General features: G+C 67.1%; 23 protein-coding genes. 12 read left to right on the forward strand and 11 right to left on the reverse strand.

The window, feature by feature from the left end; genetic code table 11:
- Positions 1-16: 16 nt before the first annotated feature.
- Genes pyrF through VHAB30_RS17880 form a run of 3 tightly spaced genes read right to left on the reverse strand, consistent with a single transcriptional unit; the run spans position 17 to position 1,675 of the window.
- The gene (gene pyrF / locus VHAB30_RS17870) at positions 17-727 is read right to left on the reverse strand and encodes an orotidine-5'-phosphate decarboxylase (protein WP_159277992.1); all 711 of its coding nucleotides are present in this window, start codon (positions 725-727) and stop codon (positions 17-19) included.
- A 41-nt stretch (positions 728-768) separates the two neighbouring features.
- Positions 769-1,095, reverse strand: coding sequence for an EthD family reductase (locus tag VHAB30_RS17875; RefSeq protein WP_070061673.1), 327 nt, complete (start codon positions 1,093-1,095; stop codon positions 769-771).
- A 37-nt stretch (positions 1,096-1,132) separates the two neighbouring features.
- Positions 1,133-1,675, reverse strand: a complete 543-nt coding sequence (locus tag VHAB30_RS17880) for a carboxymuconolactone decarboxylase family protein (RefSeq protein WP_174250230.1) — start codon at positions 1,673-1,675, stop codon at positions 1,133-1,135.
- Between the two features lie 115 nt (positions 1,676-1,790).
- Between VHAB30_RS17880 and VHAB30_RS17885 the strand changes: the two genes are divergently transcribed.
- From VHAB30_RS17885 to VHAB30_RS17895, 3 genes are all read left to right on the forward strand, one after another.
- Entirely contained in the window at positions 1,791-2,057 is a 267-nt protein-coding gene (locus tag VHAB30_RS17885; protein ID WP_206167852.1) for a winged helix-turn-helix transcriptional regulator, read from the forward strand.
- A gap of 140 nt (positions 2,058-2,197) precedes the next feature.
- A complete protein-coding gene (locus VHAB30_RS17890; protein ID WP_159277994.1) occupies positions 2,198-2,644 on the forward strand; it encodes a hypothetical protein in 447 nt (148 codons plus the stop codon).
- A gap of 144 nt (positions 2,645-2,788) precedes the next feature.
- Entirely contained in the window at positions 2,789-4,918 is a 2,130-nt protein-coding gene (locus VHAB30_RS17895) for a tripartite tricarboxylate transporter substrate-binding protein (protein WP_159277995.1), read from the forward strand.
- A 27-nt stretch (positions 4,919-4,945) separates the two neighbouring features.
- Here VHAB30_RS17895 and VHAB30_RS17900 read toward each other — a convergent pair whose 3' ends face one another.
- The 4 genes from VHAB30_RS17900 to VHAB30_RS17915 form a co-directional block, all read right to left on the reverse strand.
- Positions 4,946-5,341, reverse strand: a complete 396-nt coding sequence (locus VHAB30_RS17900) for a hypothetical protein (protein WP_062479336.1) — start codon at positions 5,339-5,341, stop codon at positions 4,946-4,948.
- A 458-nt stretch (positions 5,342-5,799) separates the two neighbouring features.
- Positions 5,800-11,427 carry an alkaline phosphatase D family protein gene (locus VHAB30_RS17905; protein WP_159277996.1) on the reverse strand — a complete coding sequence of 1,876 codons (5,628 nt, stop codon included), beginning with the start codon at positions 11,425-11,427 and terminating at the stop codon, positions 5,800-5,802.
- A 30-nt stretch (positions 11,428-11,457) separates the two neighbouring features.
- Positions 11,458-13,218 carry a hybrid sensor histidine kinase/response regulator gene (locus VHAB30_RS17910; protein WP_235926860.1) on the reverse strand — a complete coding sequence of 587 codons (1,761 nt, stop codon included), beginning with the start codon at positions 13,216-13,218 and terminating at the stop codon, positions 11,458-11,460.
- A gap of 2 nt (positions 13,219-13,220) precedes the next feature.
- Entirely contained in the window at positions 13,221-13,904 is a 684-nt protein-coding gene (locus VHAB30_RS17915) for a response regulator (RefSeq protein ID WP_159277998.1), read from the reverse strand.
- A gap of 208 nt (positions 13,905-14,112) precedes the next feature.
- Between VHAB30_RS17915 and VHAB30_RS17920 the strand changes: the two genes are divergently transcribed.
- Entirely contained in the window at positions 14,113-15,825 is a 1,713-nt protein-coding gene (locus tag VHAB30_RS17920; RefSeq protein ID WP_159277999.1) for a phospholipase D-like domain-containing protein, read from the forward strand.
- A 168-nt stretch (positions 15,826-15,993) separates the two neighbouring features.
- Entirely contained in the window at positions 15,994-16,374 is a 381-nt protein-coding gene (locus VHAB30_RS17925) for a cupin domain-containing protein (RefSeq protein ID WP_159278000.1), read from the forward strand.
- Between the two features lie 129 nt (positions 16,375-16,503).
- On the opposite strand, the gene VHAB30_RS17930 is transcribed toward VHAB30_RS17925, so the two are convergent.
- Positions 16,504-16,737 (reverse strand): ATP-binding protein, encoded by a 234-nt coding sequence (locus VHAB30_RS17930; RefSeq protein ID WP_159278001.1) that lies wholly within the window; start codon positions 16,735-16,737, stop codon positions 16,504-16,506.
- A 108-nt stretch (positions 16,738-16,845) separates the two neighbouring features.
- Here VHAB30_RS17930 and VHAB30_RS17935 point away from each other — a divergent pair, with 108 nt between their 5' ends.
- From VHAB30_RS17935 to VHAB30_RS17965, 7 genes are all read left to right on the forward strand, one after another.
- A complete protein-coding gene (locus tag VHAB30_RS17935; RefSeq protein ID WP_159278002.1) occupies positions 16,846-17,166 on the forward strand; it encodes a toxin-antitoxin system YwqK family antitoxin in 321 nt (106 codons plus the stop codon).
- A 43-nt stretch (positions 17,167-17,209) separates the two neighbouring features.
- Positions 17,210-17,602, forward strand: a complete 393-nt coding sequence (locus VHAB30_RS17940) for a hypothetical protein (RefSeq protein WP_159278003.1) — start codon at positions 17,210-17,212, stop codon at positions 17,600-17,602.
- Between the two features lie 86 nt (positions 17,603-17,688).
- Positions 17,689-18,099 (forward strand): hypothetical protein, encoded by a 411-nt coding sequence (locus VHAB30_RS17945; RefSeq protein WP_159278004.1) that lies wholly within the window; start codon positions 17,689-17,691, stop codon positions 18,097-18,099.
- Positions 18,100-18,188: 89 nt separating this feature from the next.
- A complete protein-coding gene (locus VHAB30_RS17950) occupies positions 18,189-18,518 on the forward strand; it encodes a hypothetical protein (protein WP_159278005.1) in 330 nt (109 codons plus the stop codon).
- Between the two features lie 68 nt (positions 18,519-18,586).
- Positions 18,587-18,892: a hypothetical protein gene (locus VHAB30_RS17955; protein ID WP_159278006.1), complete on the forward strand. Its 306-nt coding sequence runs from the start codon at positions 18,587-18,589 to the stop codon at positions 18,890-18,892.
- Positions 18,893-18,945: 53 nt separating this feature from the next.
- Positions 18,946-19,218, forward strand: a complete 273-nt coding sequence (locus VHAB30_RS17960; protein ID WP_139701447.1) for a hypothetical protein — start codon at positions 18,946-18,948, stop codon at positions 19,216-19,218.
- On the forward strand, positions 19,215-19,631 hold the full coding sequence (locus tag VHAB30_RS17965) for a hypothetical protein (RefSeq protein ID WP_159278007.1): 417 nt from the start codon (positions 19,215-19,217) through the stop codon (positions 19,629-19,631). Before VHAB30_RS17960 ends, VHAB30_RS17965 begins: the two co-directional genes overlap by 4 nt.
- 188 nt (positions 19,632-19,819) lie before the next feature.
- On the opposite strand, the gene VHAB30_RS17970 is transcribed toward VHAB30_RS17965, so the two are convergent.
- The 3 genes from VHAB30_RS17970 to VHAB30_RS17980 all read right to left on the reverse strand — a co-directional run bounded on the left by VHAB30_RS17970 (position 19,820) and on the right by VHAB30_RS17980 (position 23,359).
- Positions 19,820-21,592 carry a glycosyltransferase gene (locus VHAB30_RS17970; RefSeq protein ID WP_159278008.1) on the reverse strand — a complete coding sequence of 591 codons (1,773 nt, stop codon included), beginning with the start codon at positions 21,590-21,592 and terminating at the stop codon, positions 19,820-19,822.
- A 111-nt stretch (positions 21,593-21,703) separates the two neighbouring features.
- The gene (locus VHAB30_RS17975; RefSeq protein ID WP_159278009.1) at positions 21,704-21,982 is read right to left on the reverse strand and encodes a hypothetical protein; all 279 of its coding nucleotides are present in this window, start codon (positions 21,980-21,982) and stop codon (positions 21,704-21,706) included.
- A gap of 462 nt (positions 21,983-22,444) precedes the next feature.
- Positions 22,445-23,359, reverse strand: a complete 915-nt coding sequence (locus VHAB30_RS17980) for a LysR family transcriptional regulator (RefSeq protein ID WP_235926729.1) — start codon at positions 23,357-23,359, stop codon at positions 22,445-22,447.
- Positions 23,360-23,396: the final 37 nt, after the last annotated feature.

Genomic DNA, 23,396 nt, shown 5'->3' on the forward strand with positions numbered 1-23,396 from the left:
GACCCGCCTGACCGCTTCAGCGTTGCTGGATGGCGCAAGCCAGCTCAGCGCACACAGCGGCGAACACGGCTGCAGGATCTGGGGCACGCGATATCGGGCGGCCGATGACCACGTGCGTCGCGCCAGCCCCGATGGCCTGCGAGGGCGTCGCAACCCGCGCGTGGTCATTCTTTTCATCGCCTGGGAGCTGCGTGCCTGGCGTCACGATCAGGGCATCGGGCGGCAGGATCTCGCGAAGCAGCCTCACCTCCAACGGCGACGAAACAACGCCATGGCAACCGGCCGCGGCGGCCAGGCGGCCCAGCCGTGCGACCTGCTCTGGAACCGTCGAGGCGACGCCCACCTCTTCCAGGTCCTGGTCGCTCATGCTGGTGATGACCGTGAGCGCAAGCACCTTCAATTGAGGGAATTGGCTCGCGGCCTCGACGGCCGAGCGAAGCACGGCGGAACCGCCTGAGGCGTGCACCGTCACCATCGAAGCCCCCAGGTGCCCGGCTGCGGTGACTGCACCCGCCACCGAGCTGGGAATTTCCAGCAGCTTGAGATCCAGGAAAACGCTCTTCCCGGCATCAACGAGCTCGCGGACGACCGAAGGTCCTGCCGCTGTCAGCAGCTGCAGGCCTACCTTGTAGTGCGTGGTCGCTGCGCCCAGTTGCTTCACGAGGTCCGCCGCCAATGCGGCGGCAGGGAAGTCGAGCGACACGATGATGCGGCTGTCCGTACTCATTGGCTTGTCCTCCATGCCGACGCCCCGTGCTCCGAGGGAACTCAAGCCTCCGAACGCTCCACGACCACCTCGCTGATCTGCACCACGGGTTGAATGTCCGTGTAGTTGGCGATGTCGCCCCGGATCTCCTCCTGGTGCTGGGCAGAAGCTGCCCGGTACGCGTCGACGGAAGTGCAGACGAAGTCGCACTTGGCGATGTACGCAGGGTCGGTGCCCGCACCACGCCCCGAGATGCCTTTGTCCACCATGTAGTACAGGCACGCAGCGCCGAGCAGTCGTTTCATCATGGGCATGTGCCTCTCGCGGTAGTACGCGTGATCGAATCGCGCGCCTGCGGCGTAGGGGTACATGACACTGACCTTGATCATCGAGATTTCTCCTGGGGTTGCACGCTGGTTGAGAACCTCAAGCGGGGAATCGTGCGCCCGACGCTTCCAAGGGAAGGCGCAGCCCGTTCGTGAGGTAGCTGACGGTGCGATAGAAGCCAGCCAGCATCAGCAGTTCGATGATGGCTTCTTCGCTGAAGTACGTTCGCAACGCGTCCCACAGGCCATCGTCGATGTCGGCGTGCGCGTGCAAGGCGTCGCACAGGCGCAGAAGCACCTGGTCCTCGGCCGACCAGCAGGCGTCGTTCGCCGAAGCCGTGACGCTCGCCCGAACCTGCTCTGGCGTCAGGCCAGCGAGCCTCGAGAAGACCGCGACGTGGACGCCCCATTCGTATTCGGATTTGCACAGTGCCGTGGTGCGATGAATCACGATCTCGCGCTGTCGGACGCTCAAGTGGCCTTTGTCCAGCAACCCGCCGGCAAAGAACTTCTGAAACAGACGCGGGTCGCGTGCCAAGGTCGTGAACAGCCGCAAGAGGGGCTGTCCCTTCATCACCCTGTCGAGTGACCTGGAAATGTCTTCACCGAATGGTGGCGTTGCTGGCTCGATGCGTGCGGGCATGCAGACTCCTGATTCAAGGGCCACGCCATCGTAGGTCCGTTGCTGTATAAAGTAAAGCATGACGACACCTCGCATCGGCCGCCCAGTTCGCGGTTCCACCACCGGCCGCCCCCTCATGGTCGCGCTGGACCTGCTGGGCCGGCGCACGGCGCTGCGCGTGCTCTGGGAACTTCGGGAGGGCTCGCTGACCTTCAGGGCCCTGCAGGACGCGTGCGAGACGAACACCCGATTGCTCAACACGCGGCTCACCGAACTGAGGGAAGTCGACCTGGTCGAACATGCCGAAGGTGGCTATCGACTGACGGACGAAGGGCGGCGGCTTTCGAAGGCGCTGAAGCCGTTGTCAGCCTGGGCGGACCAGTGGGGGCGCGGAAAGCGATGAGAAGCGGAGCATCCGCGGCGAATGGCTCCGCCTATGATCAGAAACGTTTTTGTGGAGGAGCCCGTGACCGGCATGTTCGCGCTGCCCAGCCTGTCTCGCAGGTCGTGCGGGACACATCGCGTCAGTGCCTTGGAAAACCTATGAGAAAAATCTTTCCTCTCTGTGCCCTCGTGTTGCTGTCCGCCCTCTCGGGTCAGGCCCTCGCAGGTGCCAATACCGCACGACTGAAGTGCACCGGAAGTCACGCGGGGCAGGCACTCACCTTGGTGGGTGATGTTCCCGCCTCCATCGTGGAGGTCGATCTGAAGCTCTCCTACGGCGGGCAAACCATGCGCCTGACGTCACCCCAGGCGGAAACCTCCGAGTCCACTGATTTCCGCCATGGCGTCTTCAGGTTGGAAGCTGCGCTGTCCGGTTCGAACAAGCTCCAGCTTCAAGCCAAGCCCAAGAGCATCAAGTACAAAGGCAGCATGGGTGCCGGCAAGCTCAACGCCAGCTTTGGCGCCATCCTCAAGAATGCGCCTGAGCCCTTTCAATCCGCGCTGAAAGGGGCCGAGCTCACTTGCATCTATGCATACGAAGTTTGAGCGAGGGCCCACAAATCGTTCAACCAGGCAGACAGCCGCCGCGCGTTCAACCGCGAGCGCCTCGGCGAACCGCGATGTCTGCGATGGAATGGCATCCATCTGCGGCCACGACCCGAGGCTGAACCCTTGTTTTTCGCTCGCCCGATGAAGCGGCTGCGCCTCTTTGCCGCCCTGCTGTGGCTCGGCATCGCCCTCGGTCCGGCCCGCGCAGCGCCACCGAGCTACCAGGCGCTGTACGCCAACCCGGAACGCGCGTTGCCGATGCAGCCGACCTGGCAACTGCAGCCAGTGGATGCACAGGCGCCACCGTGGGAAGACATCTTCACCTTCACCATCGGCATCGCCCCCAACCTGATCGAACGGGCGCGTTGGCTGAGCCTGAATCCGGGCAAGCACAGCGAGCGCGCCCCCGCGTTGTTCGACGGCCTCGACGGGCGCGTGCTCTTCCTTTCGCCGACCGCTCGCAGCTTCTGCGATGGACGCTGGCAGGTCGTGCGGCAGGAATACATCTCCGTCAATCCCGCACTGCAGCCGCTGCACCGGGTGTGGCTGGTGGAGCGAAAGCCCGGCGGCGGGCTGCGGACCACCACGGCCAACGGGCGCATCGATGCGCAAGGCCAGTGGGCCGTTCCGCCCGTGAGTTGCGATGGCAAGAACACGATCTCCACCGACTCCCCTGCGGCCCTCTCCTACCTGATGCCCGATGGATCCAGGCCTGTGCCCTCCGAGCTGCAGGTGGACACGGTGTTCGCACAGCCTGGCCTGCGCGATGCACGGGGACAGTGGCGCCCCCCCGCCCCGCCGCGGGACATCACCACGGCACGGTGGATGGACTACAAGCGGCAGATGGTGACGCCTGGCTCCACCGGCTCGGGCCTGATCGACGCGCGCGGACGCATGGTGATTCCGTTCATCTTCGGCGAGCGGCCCGACGCCACAGCCCAGCGGCGCATCCAGCTGTGCACCGCCACCGGGCTGGATCTGCAGCGCAACGCCGGCACGCCGCAGGTGTGTCGCTGGCAACGACTGCATGGCAGCAGCAATGCCGGCGCCGCGCTGCGGCCGGTCAAGGACGCGGCCACCGGCCGATGGGGCTACCAGAACGCGCGGGGCCAATGGGCGATCGCGCCGCAGTTCGAATCGGCGCGCCGGTTCCGTCATGGCTACGCCGTCGTCTCGGGCGCGTTCCCAGAGGACTGGCGGCCGCCCGGGTGGCAGGACGAACGGCCGATCATCCGGCAGTTCCACCGCGTGGGCCGTCATTGGGTGGTCGACGCCCTGGTGCGCAACGCGTCCACGGGCGGTGCGTGGGAATTACGCTATGGCCTGATGAACGATGCAGGGCAATGGCTTGCCGCCGTGCCGCAGCCCCCGCTTCACGTCACCGTGCTGGTTCCGCCCGGTGGCCGCAGCGGCCACTATGCCGAGATGCTGGCCAGCCACTTGCCCACCCTGCTGGGACGCAGCGTGCAGGTCGATCACGTGCCGACAGCCACCGAGGCCGACTACCGCCGGCTGATGACGGAGGGCGGCAACGAGAAGGTCTTGCTCGCGGCGTTGCGGCTGCCGCGCGGAGGCATCGAGGGCGTGCACCAGGCCGCGCCGATCGATGCGCTGATGCATTCCCTTCGCCCCGTCACGCTGCTGGCATCGGAGCCTCTGGTGCTGGCCATCGACAGCACGAAGGCCGACACGCTGGGCATCCGCAGCACGGACGACCTGCTGGCCTACGCACGGGCCCACCCGGGCAGCCTGCGCATCGGCACGGGCGACGACGGCTGGACGGGCCACCTCGCCTTCGGCCAGTTCCGCGCAGCGAGCGGCGTCGACGTGCAGCGTGTGGTCTTCAAGGGCATGTACCCCGACTCGGACGTCATCACGAAGGAGCATGCGGTGGACCTGCTGTTCGCGCCCGTGAACGGCGTGGCGGTCGCCGTGCGGCGCGGCCAGTTGCGTGTGCTGGGCACCACCGCCGACCCGGCGCACCCGCAAAGCTTCGAGGGTGTGCCGTGGCCGACGCTGGGCTCGAGCGCGCCCTTGGCCGGCTACACAACCTACGATCACTTCAGCCTCTGGGCGCCCGCGAATTCGGAGGCCGCGTCCAATCGCACCCTGCAGGAGGCCGTGGCCCAGGTGCTTGCCACGCCCGAGGTGCGCAAGCAGCTGCAGGACCTTCGCGTGGTCGGCGGCGGCGGTTCGCCGGAGAGCCTGCTGGCGCTGGAAGACGAAGAGCGCGAACGCTGGATGCGTGCGCTTTCATCACCGGCGCGCTGAGGGCGTTGAGGGCGCTGTCCCGCACCATCACTCGAACCGTATCTCGGCCACGGTCGGCGCATTCGGCTCCCTGGTCCTGGCATTCGCAATGGCACCGTCTTTTTCGTTCCTGAACCAGTAGCGGCACCCGGTTCGGGAAATCATCGTCACGCACATCGAGCCGTCGGCGTTGAGAACCCATTTGCCCGACGCCTTGCCGGGCCCGCTCTGGTTGACGAAGTCGACGCGGCCATCCGTATAGAACTGCCAGCGCGAGACCATGCCGGTCGACAGATTGCTCGAGACGATGGGTTTGCCGATCAAGGTGCTCTCGACCTCGGCTTTGCTGAGGAACACGCGGCCATGGATGGGTGCGGGCTCCTCGGAGATGGCCGGCACGACGGCGATGCACAGCAGCGCGCGGATGGCGTAACGGGTGAACATGACATGCCCCTCTGACGTCGCGCAGTCGGCATGCGTTCAGCCGAGCGCGTGCGTCCAAGCGCCTGGTTGGCCTGTCGGTAACGCCCGATGGCGTTACATGGCATTAACTAAAAAGCGCTACTTTTCTGCGCGCCAGATCCAGCCGGCGTACGCGAACGAGGCCTGCTTCTTCCTGCGCGCCACGGCCACGCCGGGAGGCGGTGGCCCGAGGTCGAGACGAGGAAGGCGGCGTTCTTTTTCTGCGACGACACGGCTTGTGCTCCGATGGCCCCTCGGCAAGGTGGCCGAAGGGCGTTGTGGGTGGCCTACGCAAACTCCGTGGCAACGGCGCCGGCGACGGCGGAAGAGCACTGTGAAGGCAACTGTGCAGTGGCATGTATGGCACTGTGTCGTGCGTACGGTGCCTGTAAACGGCTTGTCGATTTTGCGGGCCCGTTTCGCCTACCGGCTGTCGCGGATCACAGGCGCTGCTTGCGTGCGAAGCGCGCCGGCCCCTGCACCGTCCAGCCACCGCCGGCCGGATCGAGGTCGCGAAGGCACTGCGTGAGCCCGTCGTCCAGATCGAGGGTGACGCCGATCCGCCAATGCCCGGTGGCGCCGCGCTCCACCTGCAGCACGGCGAAGCCGTTGCCGGTGCCCACGGCCGCCGTGACCATGGTGGCGCCGAAGGCACCCGGCACGGCGCCGAGCTCGACCTGGCCGTCGAGCCAGAACGCGTCGGGCCGCGCATTGACGAAGGTCCAGGGTGCATACAGGCCCGAGGACACGACCGAGATCACCTCCACCGGCCCGCCCGCCGCCTGCAGCCAGAGGCTCGACACGCTGGACATGTGGCGGTCGCCCGACAGCACCACCACGTGGCGCGCGGTGGTGTCGCGCAGCAGTTCGAGCAGCGCGCGCTGCGAGGCCGGGTAGCCGCTCCAGTCGTCCATCCCCAGGCGTTGCGCCGGGTCGCCGAAGACGGCCGCGCGCGGCACCGGGAACAGCGCCACCGGCGACACGATGAACTTGGGCAGCCCGGCGGGCGCGGCCTCGAGCCACTTCTTCAGGTCGCCCATGCCGGCCCCGGCCCGGATCGCCGCCTGGTCCAGCGGCGTGGCTTGCGCGTCCGTGCGCAGCGCCCGCCGCTGTCGCGTGCTGCGCGTGTCGAGCATGTAGAACGGAAAACCGGCCGGCGCCATGCGGTAGTCGAAGGGACGCGGGTCGCGCTGCGGGCCGATGCCCCGCACCAGCTTGTGCTGCTGCGCGACGTAGCCGTCGAGCGCGGCGCGCACCGCCGGCGTTCCATAGGGGTCGGGGCCCGGCTCCCAGTCGTCCATCACCTCATGGTCGTCGAGCAGCGGACAGGTCGGCAGCGAGGCCATCACCTGGCGCAGCGCCTCCAGCCTGAAGGTGAGCGCATAGGCCTGGCCGACGTCGTCGCCGCCGGCCGGCACGAAGAGCCCCGCGGTCTGGTCGACATACACCTGGTCGCCTGCCAGCACCAGCAGTTGCGGCTTGTGCGGCGGCGCGAGCACCTCGAGCCGCTGCGCGAGCCGCCGGTACGACGCCTGTGCGGGCACCCGGTCGACCAGGCCCGGCACGTACTGGCAACTGGCGAGCACGAAGCACAGCGAGGCCTGTGCGGGCTCGCCCTCGCGCTGCACGGCGCCGGTCCATGCCCGGTCGAGGCGCACCACGGCCCGCTCGCGCTGCGCGTCGGTGGCGGCGCCCAGCGTCTTCATCACCTGCTCGCGGATGGGCTCGATGGGTTCGTCCTGCGGCTGCGCGAACAGCCCGGCCGACAGCCTCCGGCCCAGCACCTCGAGGGGGCCGCGCGCCATGGGCAGGTCGTCGTGCGCCGTCAGCACCGCGAAGCCCTGGTAGTCGGCGAGCCGGTCGTCGAACAGGTCGATCTCCACCGCCTCCTGCAGGAGCTTTTCGCGCGTGGTCTCGAGCCCCACCATCCATGCGAAGTCGAAGCACCAGCGCCCGTCGCGGCGCCACGCGGGCACGAAGACCACGGCGCGCGCCGACACATGCGCGGGCGGCGGACGCAGCGCCAGCCGGCAATGCAGCCGGCCCGCGTTGTCCGCCGACCGGCTCGCAAGGCCGAGCCACGGGCCGGTCCACGGCAGGCTGGCCCGCCAGTCGGGCGGCACCGGGTTGCCGCGACCGGGCTTGTGGTCGAAGGCCTCGAGGAAGCGCACGATGTGCGGGAACACGTCGATGCAGGCCTTCTCGCCGATCAGCGTGTCCTGGTGGCCGTAGTCGCCGAGCACCAGCAGCTGGTGCGGGGTACCTTCGCCGAGGAACAGGTCGCCCCCGGAAGGCTTCGAAGCGTCCGACGGGTCCGGCAGCTGCGGAGGCTCCCGCGGCAGGCCTTCGTCCTTGCCGAACACGCGCTTGAGCAGCCAGAAGCTCTCGTACGAGCCGCGCCAGTCGAACACCGCGTTGCGCTGCCCGTGCAGCATGAACACCGGAAAGCCGAAGCGCTGGCCGACCTGCTCGAAGCCGACCGCATGGCCCAGCCCGCCGGCGTCGGTCAGCACCTCTTCGCGTGCGTAGTTGCCGACCTGGGCGAGGCCGCGCACCTTCACGAAGCCGTAGATCGAATCGAGCGCATCGAGCGTGTCCTTGCCGATGTTGTGCAGCCGCATGGTCTGGCCAAAGATGGCGTCGGCCCGGTGCCGCACGGCCGCGAAGCCCGGCGCCTCGCGCAGGCGCTGCGCCTCCCCGTCGTCGTCGGGGTAGGGAAAGGTCGCCAGCAGGCCGTCGACAAGCAGGCGCTTCATGCGCGTGAGCGTGGGTCGCGTGTCGAACTCGTCGATGCCGATGAACTGCTGCAAGTAGCCCGCCACATAGCCCCGGAAGCGGTTGAAGGCCGTGGCACGCAGCAGCGGCCCCACCTGCGACAGCACCACCGCGCCGATGGAGGCATGCAGCCCCGGCAGGCGCAGCACCGCCACGCTGAACATGGCGGCACCGATGCAATGCGCCACCACGTCGACCTGGATGGGCGCCGCTTCGTCGGGCGTTGCATGCGCCGCCTGCACGGTGCGCAAGGCGTCCGGAATGTCGGTCTCGGCCACCTCGTCGAACGACCAATAGCGCCGCGGCCGGTTCGGAAAGCCGATGCTGGTGCGCAGGTCGAGCACCCAGACCTCGCGCCCGGCCGCGAGCAGGCTGTGCACCAGGTTGCCGGGGATGCTCCTGTGCGCGAAGGTGGAGCCGCTCGCGCCATAGCCGTGGATCAGCATCACGGGCCGCGTGCCCGCGCGGCGCACCGGCGGGTGGTAGCGCGACAGCAGCCGCGGTGGCGCGCTGCCCGGACCGGCCGCGGTGACGAGCTCGACCGGCTCGGGCCGCACGCCGTACACCTCACCCGGCAGGCGCTCCCAGTCGTGCTGCGGCGAGTCGGGTGGCGGCACGAAGTGCAACAGGTGAATGTGCAGCACGATGCGCAGCACCCACAGCGCCAACTCGGCCAGGTCCGCCAGCTGGTTGGGCATGTCCTGCTGGTGCTCGACGCGCAGCAGGGGTTGCAACGTCTCGACGAAGTAAGAAGGGTCCAGCACCAGCCGGCCCAGCGACTTCGGCGCATCGGGGCCGAGCTGATGCAGGTCGCCCTCGCTCAGCTGCCGCCACGGGTTGCCGCCTTCGACGAACGCGATGCGCTTGGTGAGCCGCAGCCGGTCGCCCTCCTTCAGTGGCGCACCATGCGCGATGCGCGCCACCGTCCAGTCGTACTCGATGAGGCGCGCCTGCCCCAGGTGCGAGCACAGCGCCAGCAGGTCGGCCATGGCGGGGCCCTCGAAGACGGCATCGTCCTCATCGATCGCGCCGCCGGCCGATGCGGCGCGCGCGTCCAGCAGGCTTTGCACCAGTGCCAGCAGCTTCTTGCGTGCCAACCCGTGGCTGCGCAGGATGCGTTCGATGCTGTCGCTCTTCTCGCGCACGAGCATCGATGCGGTGCCGGTGCAATGCGCGACGGGCGCATCGTCGCCCTTGCCGAAGCGCAGGACGACCACGGGCTGGGACAGCACGCGCGGCGTCACGCGCAGGGACGGCACGTCGAACGGCTCGAATTCCACTTCGGCGCTCAGCGCGAAGGCCTGGCCGTCGATGTGCACGCGGCCCGTCATGCGCTCGCGCAGCGAGACGCGCGTGGGCGCGGGCGCATGGGGACGGGTCAGGTCGCGGCGCAACGGGCGCTGCGAGGCCGGCGGCTGCGGCGAACCCGCCAGCGCCAGGCCCCAGTCCTCGGCCAGCACGGGCACCGCGCGCTCGGCCAGCGCGGCGATGGTGAGCGAGGGGTTGATGCCGAGCGACACCGGCACGATCGAGCCATCAAGCACCGCCAGGCCCGGCAGCAGCGACGGCACAGCAGAAGCACCCGCAGCGCCGTCGTAGACGCGGCCCCAGCTGTCGACCACGCCGCGCTCGCACCCGTCGGCCATGCGGCAACCGCCCAGCGGGTGCACGGTCAGCACCGAGCCCACGCCCTCCAGCTGGCCGACCAGGTCGGCGAGGCTGCCGAACGGCGGTATCGGTTTCCACAGCGGGTTGGCCAGCACGCGCCCGCCGAGTCCGCCCGCGCCATCGTGGGCCGCATGCAATGCGCGCATCTGCGCCTCGAACACGGGCAGTGCGGCCACCTTCGGCCACGCCACGCGCACCTGCGCGTCGGCCAGCACGGCGCCCTCGCCGCCATGACCGACGAAGCCGATCTGGCCGGCCGCCCCGTCGTCGCCCATCATTCCGTAGACCGGCGTGCGGCGCAGCAGGTCGTCGTCCACGGCCAGCGGATCGCGCCCTTCGTCCGGCGCGTGCAGGTCGAGGTCCATGTGCGCGAGCGCCTGCAGCGCGTCGGTGGTGGTCACCACTTCGACCAGCAGGCGGCGCAGCGGCGCGGGAATGGCGAACTCCTCGATCACCAGCGGGCGTTCGCCCGGCGTCGCGCAGGTGCGCAGCAGCCCGGTGATGGTCGGCCCGATGCTGCGCTGTGCCGGCGCCTCGCCTTCGGGCGCGCTGGACAGCGCTTCGTCGTTCTGCGCGGCCGCCACCGCGATCATGTCGCCGTTGGCCGAGAAGCCGCGGCCCACCGCCAGCGAGACGGGCAGCCCCGCGCCCCTGGAGCGCAGCAGCAGCTCGGTGGAGCCCAGCGTGCCGGCAGCCACCACCACGCGCCGCGCGCGCACCACGTAGGGCCGGACGTTGTCGGTGCGCGCCTTGCGCCGGTCGGTGAAGAAGAACTCGACGGCATAGCCGCCGCCTCCCGGTAGGGCCGCGATGCGGTGCGCGGTGCCGCCGGTGAACAGGCGCGCGCCCCGTGCATGGGCCAGCGCCAGGTAGTTGGTGTCCAGCGATTTCTTGGCGCGGTGGTTGCAGCCGCTCACGCAGTCGCCGCAGCGCAGGCAGCGGTGCATCGCCACCTGGGCCGGCGTGCGCGTGCCGTCGGCGAAAGCGATGGCGACATGGGCCTTGCCGCCCGCCGCATGCAGCCGCGCGCCGGCCTTCAGCAGGGAGTCGAGCTTCGACACGCTCTCGGGGATCTGCTCCGGCGCCAGCATGGCTTCGGCCTTGACATAGCCCTGCGCGAGCGCGGCAAGGTCGAGGCCCTCGGGCCAGGCGCCGCCCTCGAAGGCATCGGGCGTGGCGCGCTCCATCACCGCCGCATTGATGAGCGACCCGCCGCCCAGCCCGTTGCCGAGCAGCGCGTTCACCTCGCCGCCCAGGCGCAGATCGAACAGCCCCGAGGCGTTGCCGCGCGCAGGCTTGCCGTCCTGCATGCTGAAGCGCACATGCCCCGGCAGCTCGGCGAAGGTGGCCGGGAATTCGCCCGGCAGGTATTCGCTGCCGCGCTCCAGCACATAGACCTTGATCGGCACGGCGCCCGGTGCGATGCCGGGCGCCGCGTCCAGCGACAGCGCGCCCGCCAGCCGTGCCGCGGCCACCGCGCCGCCGTAGCCGCTGCCGATGACCAGCACATCGCAGTGCAGCGCGTCGGGCGGCGCCGCGGCGATCTCGCGCACCAGCACCTCGGCGCCCTGCGAGAGCAGGCGGTCTCCGGGGGCATCCTCATCGTCGCGGCCACCGTCGTTCATGTTCGGCTCCTCGCGGAATGAATCGCGGATTCAGGAATGCTCGATGGCTGCGGCCAGCGCGCGGCCGAGCGTCTGGTCGTCCACAGGTTTGCGCAGCAGCGGCAGCGCCTGACGCCGCGCCGCCTCGACCACCGCCGGGTCGGTGTCGGCCGTGACCATGACGATGGGCAGCGCTGGCTGTGCGGAGCGCTGCGCGCGCAGGCGCCCGGCGGCATCGAAGCCCGAGACGCCGCCGCCGAGCCGGCAGTCGAGCACCACCGCATCGGGCTCGTCGACCTGCGCCAGCGCCTCGTCGAGCGTGGCGGCGGACAGCACGCGGCAGCCCATCGCGCCCAGCGCGTTGAGGTAGGCGCCGCGCACCATCGGGTCGTCCTCCAGCACCAGCACGCAGCGCCCGGCCAGGCTCCACGTCGCGCCGGCGCCCTCCCCCTCGCAGCCGTCGACACCGACAGGCGCGGCGCGCGGCAGCCGCAGGCGAAAGCAGGCGCCCGCGCCGAGGCGGGACTCGAGCTCGACCGGCACGCCCAGCAGCTCGGCCATCCGCCGCACGATGCCCAGGCCCAGGCCATGTCCCGCGGCAGGCGCGGTGCCGGAGCTCGACGCCTGGAGTTGCACCAGGTCCTCGAACACGAGCCGGTGGTTCTCAGGTGCGATGCCGGGGCCGCTGTCCTGCACGGTCAGTTCGACCCCGGCGTCCGATGCGTCCTGCGTGCAGACCCGCACCTCGACCTGCCCGCCCGCGGGCGAGAACTTGATCGCGTTGTCCACGAGGTTGGCCAGCATGCGGCGCAGCAGGTCGGGGTCGGTGCGCACCGCCAGGCCGGGCGGACAGTCGGTGTGCAGACCGACCCGGCGCGCCGCCGCCGCGGCGCCGAAGCTGGCCATCACGGCGGTCAGCAGCCGGTCGATCTGCACGCGCTGCGGCTGGGCCACCACCACGCCGGCGTCGAGTTTCGAGACGTCGAGCAGCGCGTCGAGCATGGCGCGCAGCTGCTCCAGGCTGCTGTCGACCACCTCGACGATCGCGCGCGCATCGGGCGCCATCGCCACGTGGCGCAGCGCCCCCACGTTGAGCGCCATCGCCTGCAGTGGCTGGCGCAGGTCGTGGCTGGCGCCGGCCAGGAAGCGGCTCTTGTCGTTGTTGGCGCGCACCGCCTGGTCGCGCGCGATGGCCAGTTGCGCGCGCTCGAACTCCAGCGAGGTGGCCAGCGCCTGGTTCTCGGCGCGGATGCCGAACGACTCCTCGAAGGTCTGCAGGTTGCGCCGGGCAAAGCGTGTCTGCACGCCGAAGAACATCAGCACCAACGCGGCCACGCCCCAGCCGAGCCAGCCACCCGCCACCAGCCACATGGCCGCGGTGGGCACGAAGAGCAGCCCCGCGTAGGCCAGGAAGGCGGGCATCACGGTCGCGCTGGTGGACACGGCGCCCGCGCCCCAGGACACCAGGATCATCGTGAGGACCGCGTCCAGCGTCGGGTCGAGCCGGGCCATGAACAGCGCCGCGGAGCCGTTGCAGGCACCGATCAGCACGTTCCAGTGCACGGTGGCGCGCAGCCGCGCGGCGATCGGGCGGGCGCGGTCGGCGGCCATGCGCGCGAGCGCGGCAGCGCGCCACTCGCGGCTGGCGATCACTGCCGCGAACCAGCCGAGCACCCAGGGCGTCGGCACGTCGCGCCAGACGATGGCCGCGACGACGACGGCGGTGAGCAGGATCTGCCAGCGCAATCCCACGGCCTGCTCGGCGACCACCTGCAGGCGCCGCTCGTCCAGTTCGTCCAGCGCGGCCGGCATGCTCACGCAGCCTCGAGCGCCCATGCCGCCTGCGCGTCGAAGACGCGGCACATGGCATCGGTGCGGTTGCGCGCGCCGAGCGCCCGGTAGACCATCGACAGGTGCACCTTCACGGTGCCCTCGGCAATGAGCAGCTGGCGCGCGATCAGCTTGACCGGCATGCCCCGCATCGCCAGCGCCAGCACCTCGCGCTGGCGCGGCGACAGCTCGACGCGCAGGAAGCCGGCGAGGTCCTCGCGCGGCAACTCGTCGGGGTCGCGCGCGCGAGTCACGTCGTCGGCCAGCACGAACTCGGCCGGCAGGTAGATCTTGTGGCGCAGCACCACGCGCAGGGCGGCCTCCATGTCCTCGAGCCGGTACGACTTGGGAATGAAGCCGGCCGCGCCGGCCTCGATGACCTCGCGCACGCGCTGCGGCGAGCTTTCCGCCGACTGCATGCACACGGGCGTGGCCTCGAAATGCGCCTTCACGGCCTTGAGCGCCGCCAGCCCGGACAGCTGGGGCAGGTGGTAGTCGAGCAGCAGCAGATCGATGCCGACGGGGTCGCGCTGGCAGGCCTGCTCGGCGTCGCGCACGGCGTCGAAATGGAAGGGACGGCCGGGTTCGATCTCGGCGGCCATGCGCTCCAGCAGGAGGCGCGTGCCGTTCCAGACGATCTCGTGGTCATCGACCAGCAGAACCTTCATACAGGCCTCTCGTCTACGGTGACCCTCCCCGTCCTGAATGCAGATTAGCGCAAAGCCCCTCAAGAAGCGAGCGTGCGCACCTATACCAAAGGCCTAGTCGGATGGCCACGCCGGAGACTAGGCGCTGCGCGCAATGGTTGCGGCGGGCGCCGCGCGGAAAACTGCCTGCATCGATCGCCACTTCGCATCCGATGCACCGAGGTCCGCCATGAACACCCCTCCATCTCTTGCCGCGCTGCGTGCCGCATGGGAGCCCCTTGCGTGCCGCTTGTGCATCCTGGCGCTGCAGCATGCGGCGCTCGCCCGCTGGCTGTGCGCCGCGGCCATGCTCGCCGTCTCGCTGCTCGCTGGCTGCGCTGCATTGCCCGGCGAGGTACCCCGTGTCGTGTCGCACGCGCGCACCGACCTCGGGGACAGCCCCCTGGCGCGCATCGCCGCCGCGTCGCTGCCGGCTGCGGACAGCGCGATGTCCGCGATGTCCGATGTATCCGGCGTGCGCCTGCTGCCCGGCGGCGACCAGGCCTTCGACGCACGCATCGCACTCGCGCAGGCCGCACGGCACACCGTCGACGCGCAGTACTACGTGGTGGCCCCAGACAGCGCGGGGCGGCAGTTCCTGCGCGAGCTGCGCGACGCGGCGCAGCGCGGCGTGCGCGTGCGCCTGCTGGTCGACGACCTGTACACGGGCGGAGACGACGAGATGCTGGCCGGGCTGGCCGCGCACGCCAACGTCGAGGTGCGCGTCTTCAACCCGCTGCCGGTGCGCAGCGGTGGCCTGCGCACGCGCGTGCTGCTGTCGCTGCACGAGATCGGCCGCGTGAACCGGCGCATGCACAACAAGCTCTTCATTGCCGACAACAGCTTCGCCATCACCGGCGGACGCAACATCGCCGACGAGTACTTCGGGCGCAGCAAGCCGGCGAACTTCATCGACATGGACGCACTGCTGGCCGGGCCGGCGGTGCGCGCGCTGTCGGCGAGCTTCGACGCCTTCTGGAACGGACCGCTGTCGTACCCCTTCGAAGCCATCGCGGCCGACAGCGCCCCGGCAGCGGCTCCTGCGCGCGAACGCTTCGCTGCGCTGGTGCGCGACCTCGCGCGCTTCATGCCGCCTGCCGACGAACCCGATGCGCTGGGACGCGGCCCCGTCGGCGCGCAGCTGGCGCAGGGGCGCGTCGCGCTGGTGCCTGCGCAGGTGCGCGTGGTTGCGGACGCGGCGGTGCAAGGCCGCTTCGCTGATGATGCCGGCGGCAACGTCGAAGAAGCCGCAGCGCCGCAAGGCCGCGAGGGCGCGGTCATGGCCGCGAACCTCGACCTGTTCCGGACCGCGCGCTCGGAGGTGCTCGTCGTCTCGCCCTACTTCGTGCCCATGCCCCGCATGATCGAGGCGCTGAGCCATGCGAGCCGCGAGGGCGCGCGCGTGTCGGTGATGACCAATTCGCTCGCCACCACCGATGAGCCGCTGGTGCACTATGGCTACGCGCGCTACCGCAGCGCCCTCCTGCAGATGGGCGCCATGCTGTATGAGCTGATGCCGGCCGGCGAAGCGCATCCCGCCTGGAGCGACACCGAAAGCAGCCGCGGCTCGCTCGGTCGCCTGCACGCCAAGCTGGCAGTGGTCGACCGGCGCTGGTTCTACGTGGGGTCGATGAACATGGACCGACGCTCGGCGCACTGCAACACCGAACTGGGCCTGATCGTCGACAGCCCCGCGCTGGCCGGCGAGCTGGCCGATCTGATCCAGCGCGTGCGCATGCCCGCGAGCTTCACGGTGAGCGAGGTACCTCTGCGAGGCGGCCTGCAATGGAGCTTCCTGCGCGACGGACGCCGTTGGGTGTTGCATAGGGAGCCCGAATCGAACTGGGCCCAGCGACTGCGCTGGTCCGTGCTGTCGCTGGTGGTGGACGAAGATTTTCTGTAACCCGGCTTACGCAAACTGCCACATGACACTCATCGAAAGAGCGGCACTTCCGTGCAAGAAATAGATCACTGCATGCGTGTCCCAGGACTACCATTCCATCGTTCACGTGCGGTTCGGCACGAGACTGCCGCGGACTGTTTGCTCACTCGTGTCGCAAGGAGAGTCGCGATGGCAAGTCCGATGAACGTCAACAAGCTTCAGACGAAATCCCATGACGAACCGGATGAGGTTCGACAGCCCGAGAAGACCCGGGTCGAAGTGGTCCGCCTCGAGGGCTACACGCTCGGACGCTTCAAGTTCGAGCCCGGGTGGCGCTGGTCGAAGTGCATCAAGCCGGTCGTGGGCACGGACAGTTGCCAGGTGGCTCACGTCGGGTACGCGGTCTCCGGCCGGGTCACCGTGCAAATGGATGACGGCTCGCAGACCGTCATCGAGGAAGGCATGTCGTACACCATTCCGCCGGGTCACGACGCATGGGTCGAAGGCAACGCGCCGTTCGTTGGCCTGGAGATGATGAGCGCAGAGGAATTCGCAAAGCCCCAAAGCTGAGCCGGGGTGAGAGGCCTCGGGAAGAGACTTCTTCGGGATGGTCGAACGGGGCGTGACACCCGCGACCATCCGGCTCACGCGCCCGGGTCTACGGATTGCCCGGGCGGCGAGCCGGACGCCGGGGGCGTTTCAGCCCTTTCGCATGGTGATCGCTTGAAAAGGGCAAGTCACTGCGCAATCGCTGCAGCCCGTGCACCGATCCGCGTCTTGAAGCGTCGACAACTTCTTCCATTGCTCGACTTCGAGGCTGAGAAGGTGAAGGTCGCACGCGGCGACGCACCAGCCGCAGCCCGTGCAACGCGCGGCGTCGACAACGGGCAGCCAACCGGGTCGGTGCGGGCGGCGAGGCTGATGTACGTCCATCTTTGATTCCAACGAGCCGTAGCGGTCCGGAAGGTAGCATGCTGCTGGCTCCAGTCGGCCAATACCGGACCTTCCCGCCCGCCCGCCAATCCCCGTCAATGCCTTAGCATGACCATCGAAGCTGACCTCAACATCGCCGAAATTCCCTACGAGTCAGGAGCCGTCAAGTTCCGCTATGCGAGGGTGATGGCACCCGACAAGACCCGATGGATTCGGCACGGCCTCTTCGTTGCTTACCACGAGCATGGCACGGTGGCGTCCGAAGGGCAGTATGTCGATGGCAAGGAGGACGGCGGGCTTTGGCGCGACTTGCATTCGAACGGGCAGCCTGCGGCCGAGGGCCGCTACCGCGCGGGCCAGGAAGTCGGAGTCTGGCGATTCTGGAAGCCCGACGGGGCCGAAGAGCCGAGCACGGACTACGGCGACTGACGGCCAACACAGGACATTCGCAGCGCGTCTCTAATTTCTGAACATGCAGCTGAAGCACCTCACCATCGAACGCATCGAGCGGCCTTTTGCAGACGACGAAGAGGCCGATGTAACGCTCTCCAGCAAAGAGAGCACGGTGGTCGCCTTCTGCCACCCATGCGCCTATGTCGCCGGCCAGCTCATCCCGAATCTGCTGCGCCCTTTCGAGGTTACCGAGCTGCGCGCTCCATATCTTGAGGATTGGCCTGCAGACGAAAAGACTCGGCTCAGCGCTGAGCGACTTGAGCAGTACGGGCAGTCCGGATACCGCGGATGCGGCAGAGTTATCGACCGAACCGCTGGACTTGTCGGAGTCCTCGGCTTCGTCCTCGATTTCGGTGACCTACCGGTTGCGGATGTGGTCGAATTTCAGTTCGACCGACTCGACCTGTGGTGAGCTGCCGAAGGCTACGCGGCGGTGTGCGGGAAAGCCTACAGTCGGCCAGAAGCGGTCGGTCGCTTTACCAACCCATAAGTAACAAGATGGACGCTCTGCTGCACCTATTTGTCCACGATGCCGAGGACGATGCGTTCGACTTGGAGCGAGAGGTCGCGTCTTTTGCCTCGCAGGCAGGATGGGACGCGACGCTTGCGGAGCTGATGTTGTTCTTGGCGAGACCGGCCAGGAAGGAGTTCTGGTACTCAGCTGCAGCGGTGCTGTACTGGGCCGTTAGCGATAGACGGCCGCTTCCCATGCCTTCCGCCGACTGCATCGCGCGGTTGTATCGCTGCCTGGAGGTGCTTCCAAACCTTGGCGCCGACGCTCCCGGGGAGGGTGACAACCTGGTCTGGAGCATCGCTACCAAGCTCAAGGGAGTGAGCTACGAAACGTCCTGGCAGCCGCTTGCTGACCCCGAAATCAAAGAGCGGCTTGCTGCGCTTCGCCCGTCCTGAGCAATGGCTACAGTCGGCCAAGAGCAGCCGCTCAACACGGCCTACTCTCGGAGTGGTCGAGTCCAAAAAATCACTTCTCACGACAACCTATGAAACGAATTTCTGATCGCCACGCCCCCGACGATTGGACTAAGGAAGGAGCCAAGATTCTTTCCGAAGCAAGCCTTGCCAAAATCAAGAATGCATTGGCTAGAGGTCCTGTCATTGTTCAGCACTGGTTCTATCGAGGGGCAAGTTGTCCGTGCGTCGTTTCGTTCGAGGACCTCGAAGAATTTGAAGCCTATCTGGAACAGCATGCAATTCCGGGTGATGCCTTTGAGGTCTGGAGCTTCAACGAGGTCTGCAAGAGGAAAAACGTGCTCGCTGAAGGTAAGTTGCATGACTCGGATGGCTGCGTACCTAGGGGCGGCGCCTACTGACGATCGCCGCGTCCGGCCGCAGCCGGCCAAAACCCGACCTTCGTTGCCCCCTATAAATCACGCCCATCATGAGCAGCATCGGCCTAATTTTTCGCGAAGACAAAGACCTGACGGCATTGCCATCGGATTGGACACCAGTGCCGCTTGGCGCCAGACACTTGGTGAGCGCTACTGTTGAGCGGGCACTTGCTAGCGAAGCAACCACTCTGTCGTTGCGTCTCAGCATCGAGAGTCAGGACGAAAGTCCTGACCCAAGGACAATTTCAGCTTCCGGCGTTTGGGGCCCACGCGAAAGCGCGGTCATCCGCACTATCTGCCGGGAACTCTCGGCTCGCTTTTATGATGCCGAAGCCGGTGGGTTCATCGAACTTTGAACATCGGCAGTCGGCCACAACCGGACCTTCACAAGCAGGTTAGATTGGCGTCCATGACACGCTCACGAACACCACTTGAGGCCGCCGCAGGCAAACTCATTGCGGCAATTCAGAAGGAGTGGGGCATCGAAGCTGGGGGGCCGGAGGCGGCCGCGAGCGAGGAGGCAATGCATGCGGCCCACGGTCTGCTGCAGGCCGCTTCGAAATCCGGGGCAATCGAGAGCGTCATCGGCTCGAGCTCCGTAGCGACGTACTTGGGTGAGCAGTGGGTTCAGGCTCATCCACAGGTGCTGCCATACATCGAGGCCCTTGAAGGCGCTCAATGAGCAACCGACATCAAGCGGCCAGAACCGGACATTTCCCGGAGGCGGGCGGCCTGTCTTGCCGCCGCAAACATTGGAGGACTGGCATGTGGAAACGGTCTGAGGTTGACCCGAGCAAGAAGTACCAGGTCGCGCTTTGCGCGTCGCCAAGTGGCAGTAGGTCACATGCACTGCATCCTCTCGAGCATGGCGTAACCCCGGAGAACACGGTTTTTTTAACTGAAGTTGTGCCCACAAACTTGCTGCTGCGTCGCGATTTCCACGGTATCTCGAAAGCGGTTCGCATTGATGGCGGCAAGCAATACTGGGTGGACGCCCACGGGGTATGGCTCACGATGGAAGAAGTGAGTGCCTTGGAGGAAGAGCTCGAGGTGCCCTGGGTCAACGGCGTGCCTCCCCGCTTTGCGCCCAAGTGATTCAAGCCTGAGGCTGCCGAGTCCGTAGCAACCGGCGTCCGCTATGGAGCGGGGCCACCGACGGCTTTGGGCCCACAAGAGACACTCCAGCAGCTCCAAAGCAGGCACTCATCAGCGCGGCTCAAGCCCGCTGCTTGACAGCGTCATGAGTCGATCGCATCAAGACTTGATTGCTGCGCCTCGACTGCTCAGAAACTCGCGTCTGTGAGTGTGTTCGCTTCACGATGACGTGCGATCTCACGGACATCGGCCCACCATTTTGACCATCGCTGCGCCACCTTGTCCGCAGTGAAGCGCTCCGCGGACGTCAAAGCGCCGAAGCGAAGGTCATAGGCTTTCTCGGGGTCCTCCAGCAGCGCGACGATCGCATCGGCCATCGCGTCGACGTGCCCGGGGGGAATCAGGATGCCGGCATTCCTGCCTTCCAGCAAATCCTTCGGGCCGTACTTCACGGAAAAGGCGACCAACGGACGTGCGTGGGCCAGGCATTCCAACCCGAACAGCGAGAACCCCTCCTCGTTGGACGCCATCACGCCGAGACTCGACTCCTTGAAGAGGGTTGCAACATCATTTGCATAGCCGTGGATGTGGATGCTCCCCGCCAGACCGGAGGCGTCGACGCGGGCCTGGAGCGTCGCTTGCAAAGGGCCCACGCCATGGGTGTGCAACTGTGCGTCCGGAACCCTTTTGAGGACGCGCTCGAACACTTGGAAAAGCAGTTCATGCTGCTTCTCCGGCGTGTAGCGCGCCAGATAGATCACCCGCTTCTCCTGCAAGGAAGCAGATTCGACGATCTCGGGCACACCAGGCAACGCGTGCGGAATCACTTTCAGCTTCGTCGCCGGCATACCGGTCTCGAGCAAGTCCCGATGCTGCTCCTCCGTGGCAACGATCAGGCTGTCGCAGGAGTCCGCATCTTCGAACAGGTGCCGATAGCTGGTTTTCAGTTGCCCATTGGGAAGCCGATGGGTGCTGTGCAAGAAGGCACTGACAGTGTGGCGAAACCGGCGGCTCGCCGTACTTTGCCGGAGCTTGCGATACATCTTGTTCTTGTCCACGAGGAAGTGCCAGGTGACGTCTTCCTCCAGATTGGCGGCCATCATTGCGCAGACAAAATCGCTCTCGGTCGCGTGGGTGACCGCAGTGCCCTGCGCATCGCGCAACTCGATGGCCTGAAGATCCGCGCCGCTTCGGCCCGACTTGAACGTCTTTCGCATCAAGATCTGACCGTTCGCCAGCCCGAACTCTTCACACCCGACCTGTGTCGAATCCCAGGCTGCGGGGTGACTGACCTTTCGCAGCGAAGGCTTGGCAGCGCTGGCAGAAGATGAACTGCCTGGTGAACGTGATGGCCGTGATGAAGCGAGCGGGGTCAGCAAGCCCTGAGAGCTCATGTCCACCAGCCATTCGTAGACATTGAGCACCTTCGTTTCCGAAGGCAGCATCCCTTTGTCCTTCAAGCTCGCTTCGTTCTCACGCAGGCGAGGAGAGAAATTGCTGGTCAGTATCCACGGCGTGATGCCGAGCTGGCCGTGGAAGAGATGGGCGCGGCGGATGCCTGCGACCTCAATGCCGTTGCCGATCTGACGCAAGTTTTCCTGCAGGAACAACACGCGCTCTGTCGGGGAGGACTTCTGACTTCCTGCAGCCCCATCTGCAGGGGGCGTCGATGTCTTGAGTGCGGGCCGGACCTGCTGGAACAGATCGCCCCCTTGAGTTTTTCCTTGCTTGCCTGTGGATGCAGTTGAAGCGACCGAAATATCGACATATTTCATCTCTGCAGCGCTTTCTTCTTCGTTGGCAAGGCGCTGAAGATAGCTGACCAGAACCTGACTTACAACAGAATTAGGAATCGGCCATGGCTTTGGGTAATGACAAAGTACTGGATTTGAAGCCGGCCGATCTGGCATTTCCACGCAGAGTTTTGCTGCCAGTGCGCCCATGAACGGCTGCGACTGCATGGCGCATTCAACTTTGAAAACGCACGCGGATGCTGGCTGGTGAGTGGAACGACACGCGTCCAGCCGAACTTGATAACGCCCGACTCGCAGGGAATCTCGACGGTGTTGAGGTCAGCGTCGATGGCCATCTTCAAGCGCTCCGCACCGCGCCTTCTCACTCGCCTGAAACAACTCCCCCGCCTTGCGCGCCAGTTCCGCCGCAAGCCAAAGCAGGTTGTCCAATTGCCGGGGGCCTTCGCCACTGCACCAGTCGATGTCTTCCCCGTGGCAGACCCACAGCAGGGCTTCGAGTTGGGCGAGTGTGTTTTCGAGGAGGTTCGCCGGGTCCTGATGGGCGCTTCCGGCGGGGGATACCGGCGTGCGAGGCCGGGCTATAGTCTTGGTAGCCATTCTTGTGCGCTCCTTTAGAGGTGGTTGCACGTCTTTGGTTAGACGGCCGGGGTGCTCGTAACACCCTGGCCGTCGCCTTTTGATACCTCGCATTTGCATCGCTGCTTTCGCACCGACAACCTGCCGCGAGGCAAGCAGCCTTTCAACATTTCAACGGCTGTGTATGTAGCGCCTTCCGAGTCCCCTTGTTGGGGTTTTGAGTGACAGGGGCAGCTACTTTAGAGAAGAGCGCAGCGCAGTGGCGCTTTCGTGCGGCACGAAGTCCCGACGAGCGCCAACAAATGCAGCTTCCGCAATGCGCCGCACGCGGGCCTTACGAGCGCCGTGCCAATCCGCAGCAGCGCTGAGCACGCTCACGCCGATGGGGTGCCTTGCGCGGCAAAATCAAGGAGGAGGCCGAAGGCCGGGGGACATTCGCGGAGCAAGGTGCCCCATCGGCGGGAGCGTCGCCCCGAATGACTCCTAGGGCATCCCTCGCGCCAGCAGATGGTCCACCAACCGACGCTGCGGAAAGCTCAACGCCTCCTGCCGCGTGCACAGGTACATCCGGCGTGAAGCCCACGCATCGGTGAGGTTGATGAAACGCAGCTTCATCTCCTTGCGGTAAGTCACCGCCGCGCCCTCGGGCAGGATGCCCACGCCCATTCCCGCTTCGATCATCCGGCACACGGCCTCGAAGCTCTTCACGCGCACGCGCAGACGCAGCACCTTGCGTGCGCTCATCGCGGCGTCTTCCATGGTGCGGGAGATGGCCGAGTCGTCTTCGAGACCCACGAAATCGAAGTCGAGCAGTTCTTCGAACGACACCTCGCGCCCGCGCCACGGATGCTTCTGGCGCACGATGGCCACGAGCCGGTCAGTGCGGTACGGGATGAAGTGCAGCGCCGGGTCGACCGCCTCGCTGGTGATCACCCCCACGTCGGCCTGGCGGTCGCGAATCGCCTGCACGATGTAGACGCTGCGGTGCTCTTCCACGCTCACGCGGATCTCGGGGTAGCGCAGCCGAAAGCTCGCCACGTCGTCGGGCAGGAACTGGCCCATCGCCGACGCGTTGGCATGCAGCCGCACGCGGCCGGTGGCGCCCTGCGCGTAGTCGGACAGGTCGGCGCGCATGCGGTCCACGTCGCGCAGGATCTGGCGCGCATGCATGGCCAGCGACTCGCCCGCACCCGTGGGCGTGACGCCCTTCGAGGTGCGGTTGAGCAGCCCCACGCCGAGCTGGCTCTCGAGGATGGCCAGGCGCCGGCTCGCGGCCGACAGCACCATGTGGCTCTCGGCGGCCGCCTTGGACAGGCTGCCGTGCTCAATGGCGCGCAGGAACAGCGCCAGCGAATCCAGGTCGGGTCTCATCGGGTCCTCGGTCGATCGGGCGGACATTGTCGGGCCTGTGCGGTTGTGGGCGCATGGCCGAAGG

It is taken from the genome of Variovorax boronicumulans, assembly GCF_009811375.1.
Classification (GTDB): domain Bacteria; phylum Pseudomonadota; class Gammaproteobacteria; order Burkholderiales; family Burkholderiaceae_C; genus Variovorax; species Variovorax boronicumulans.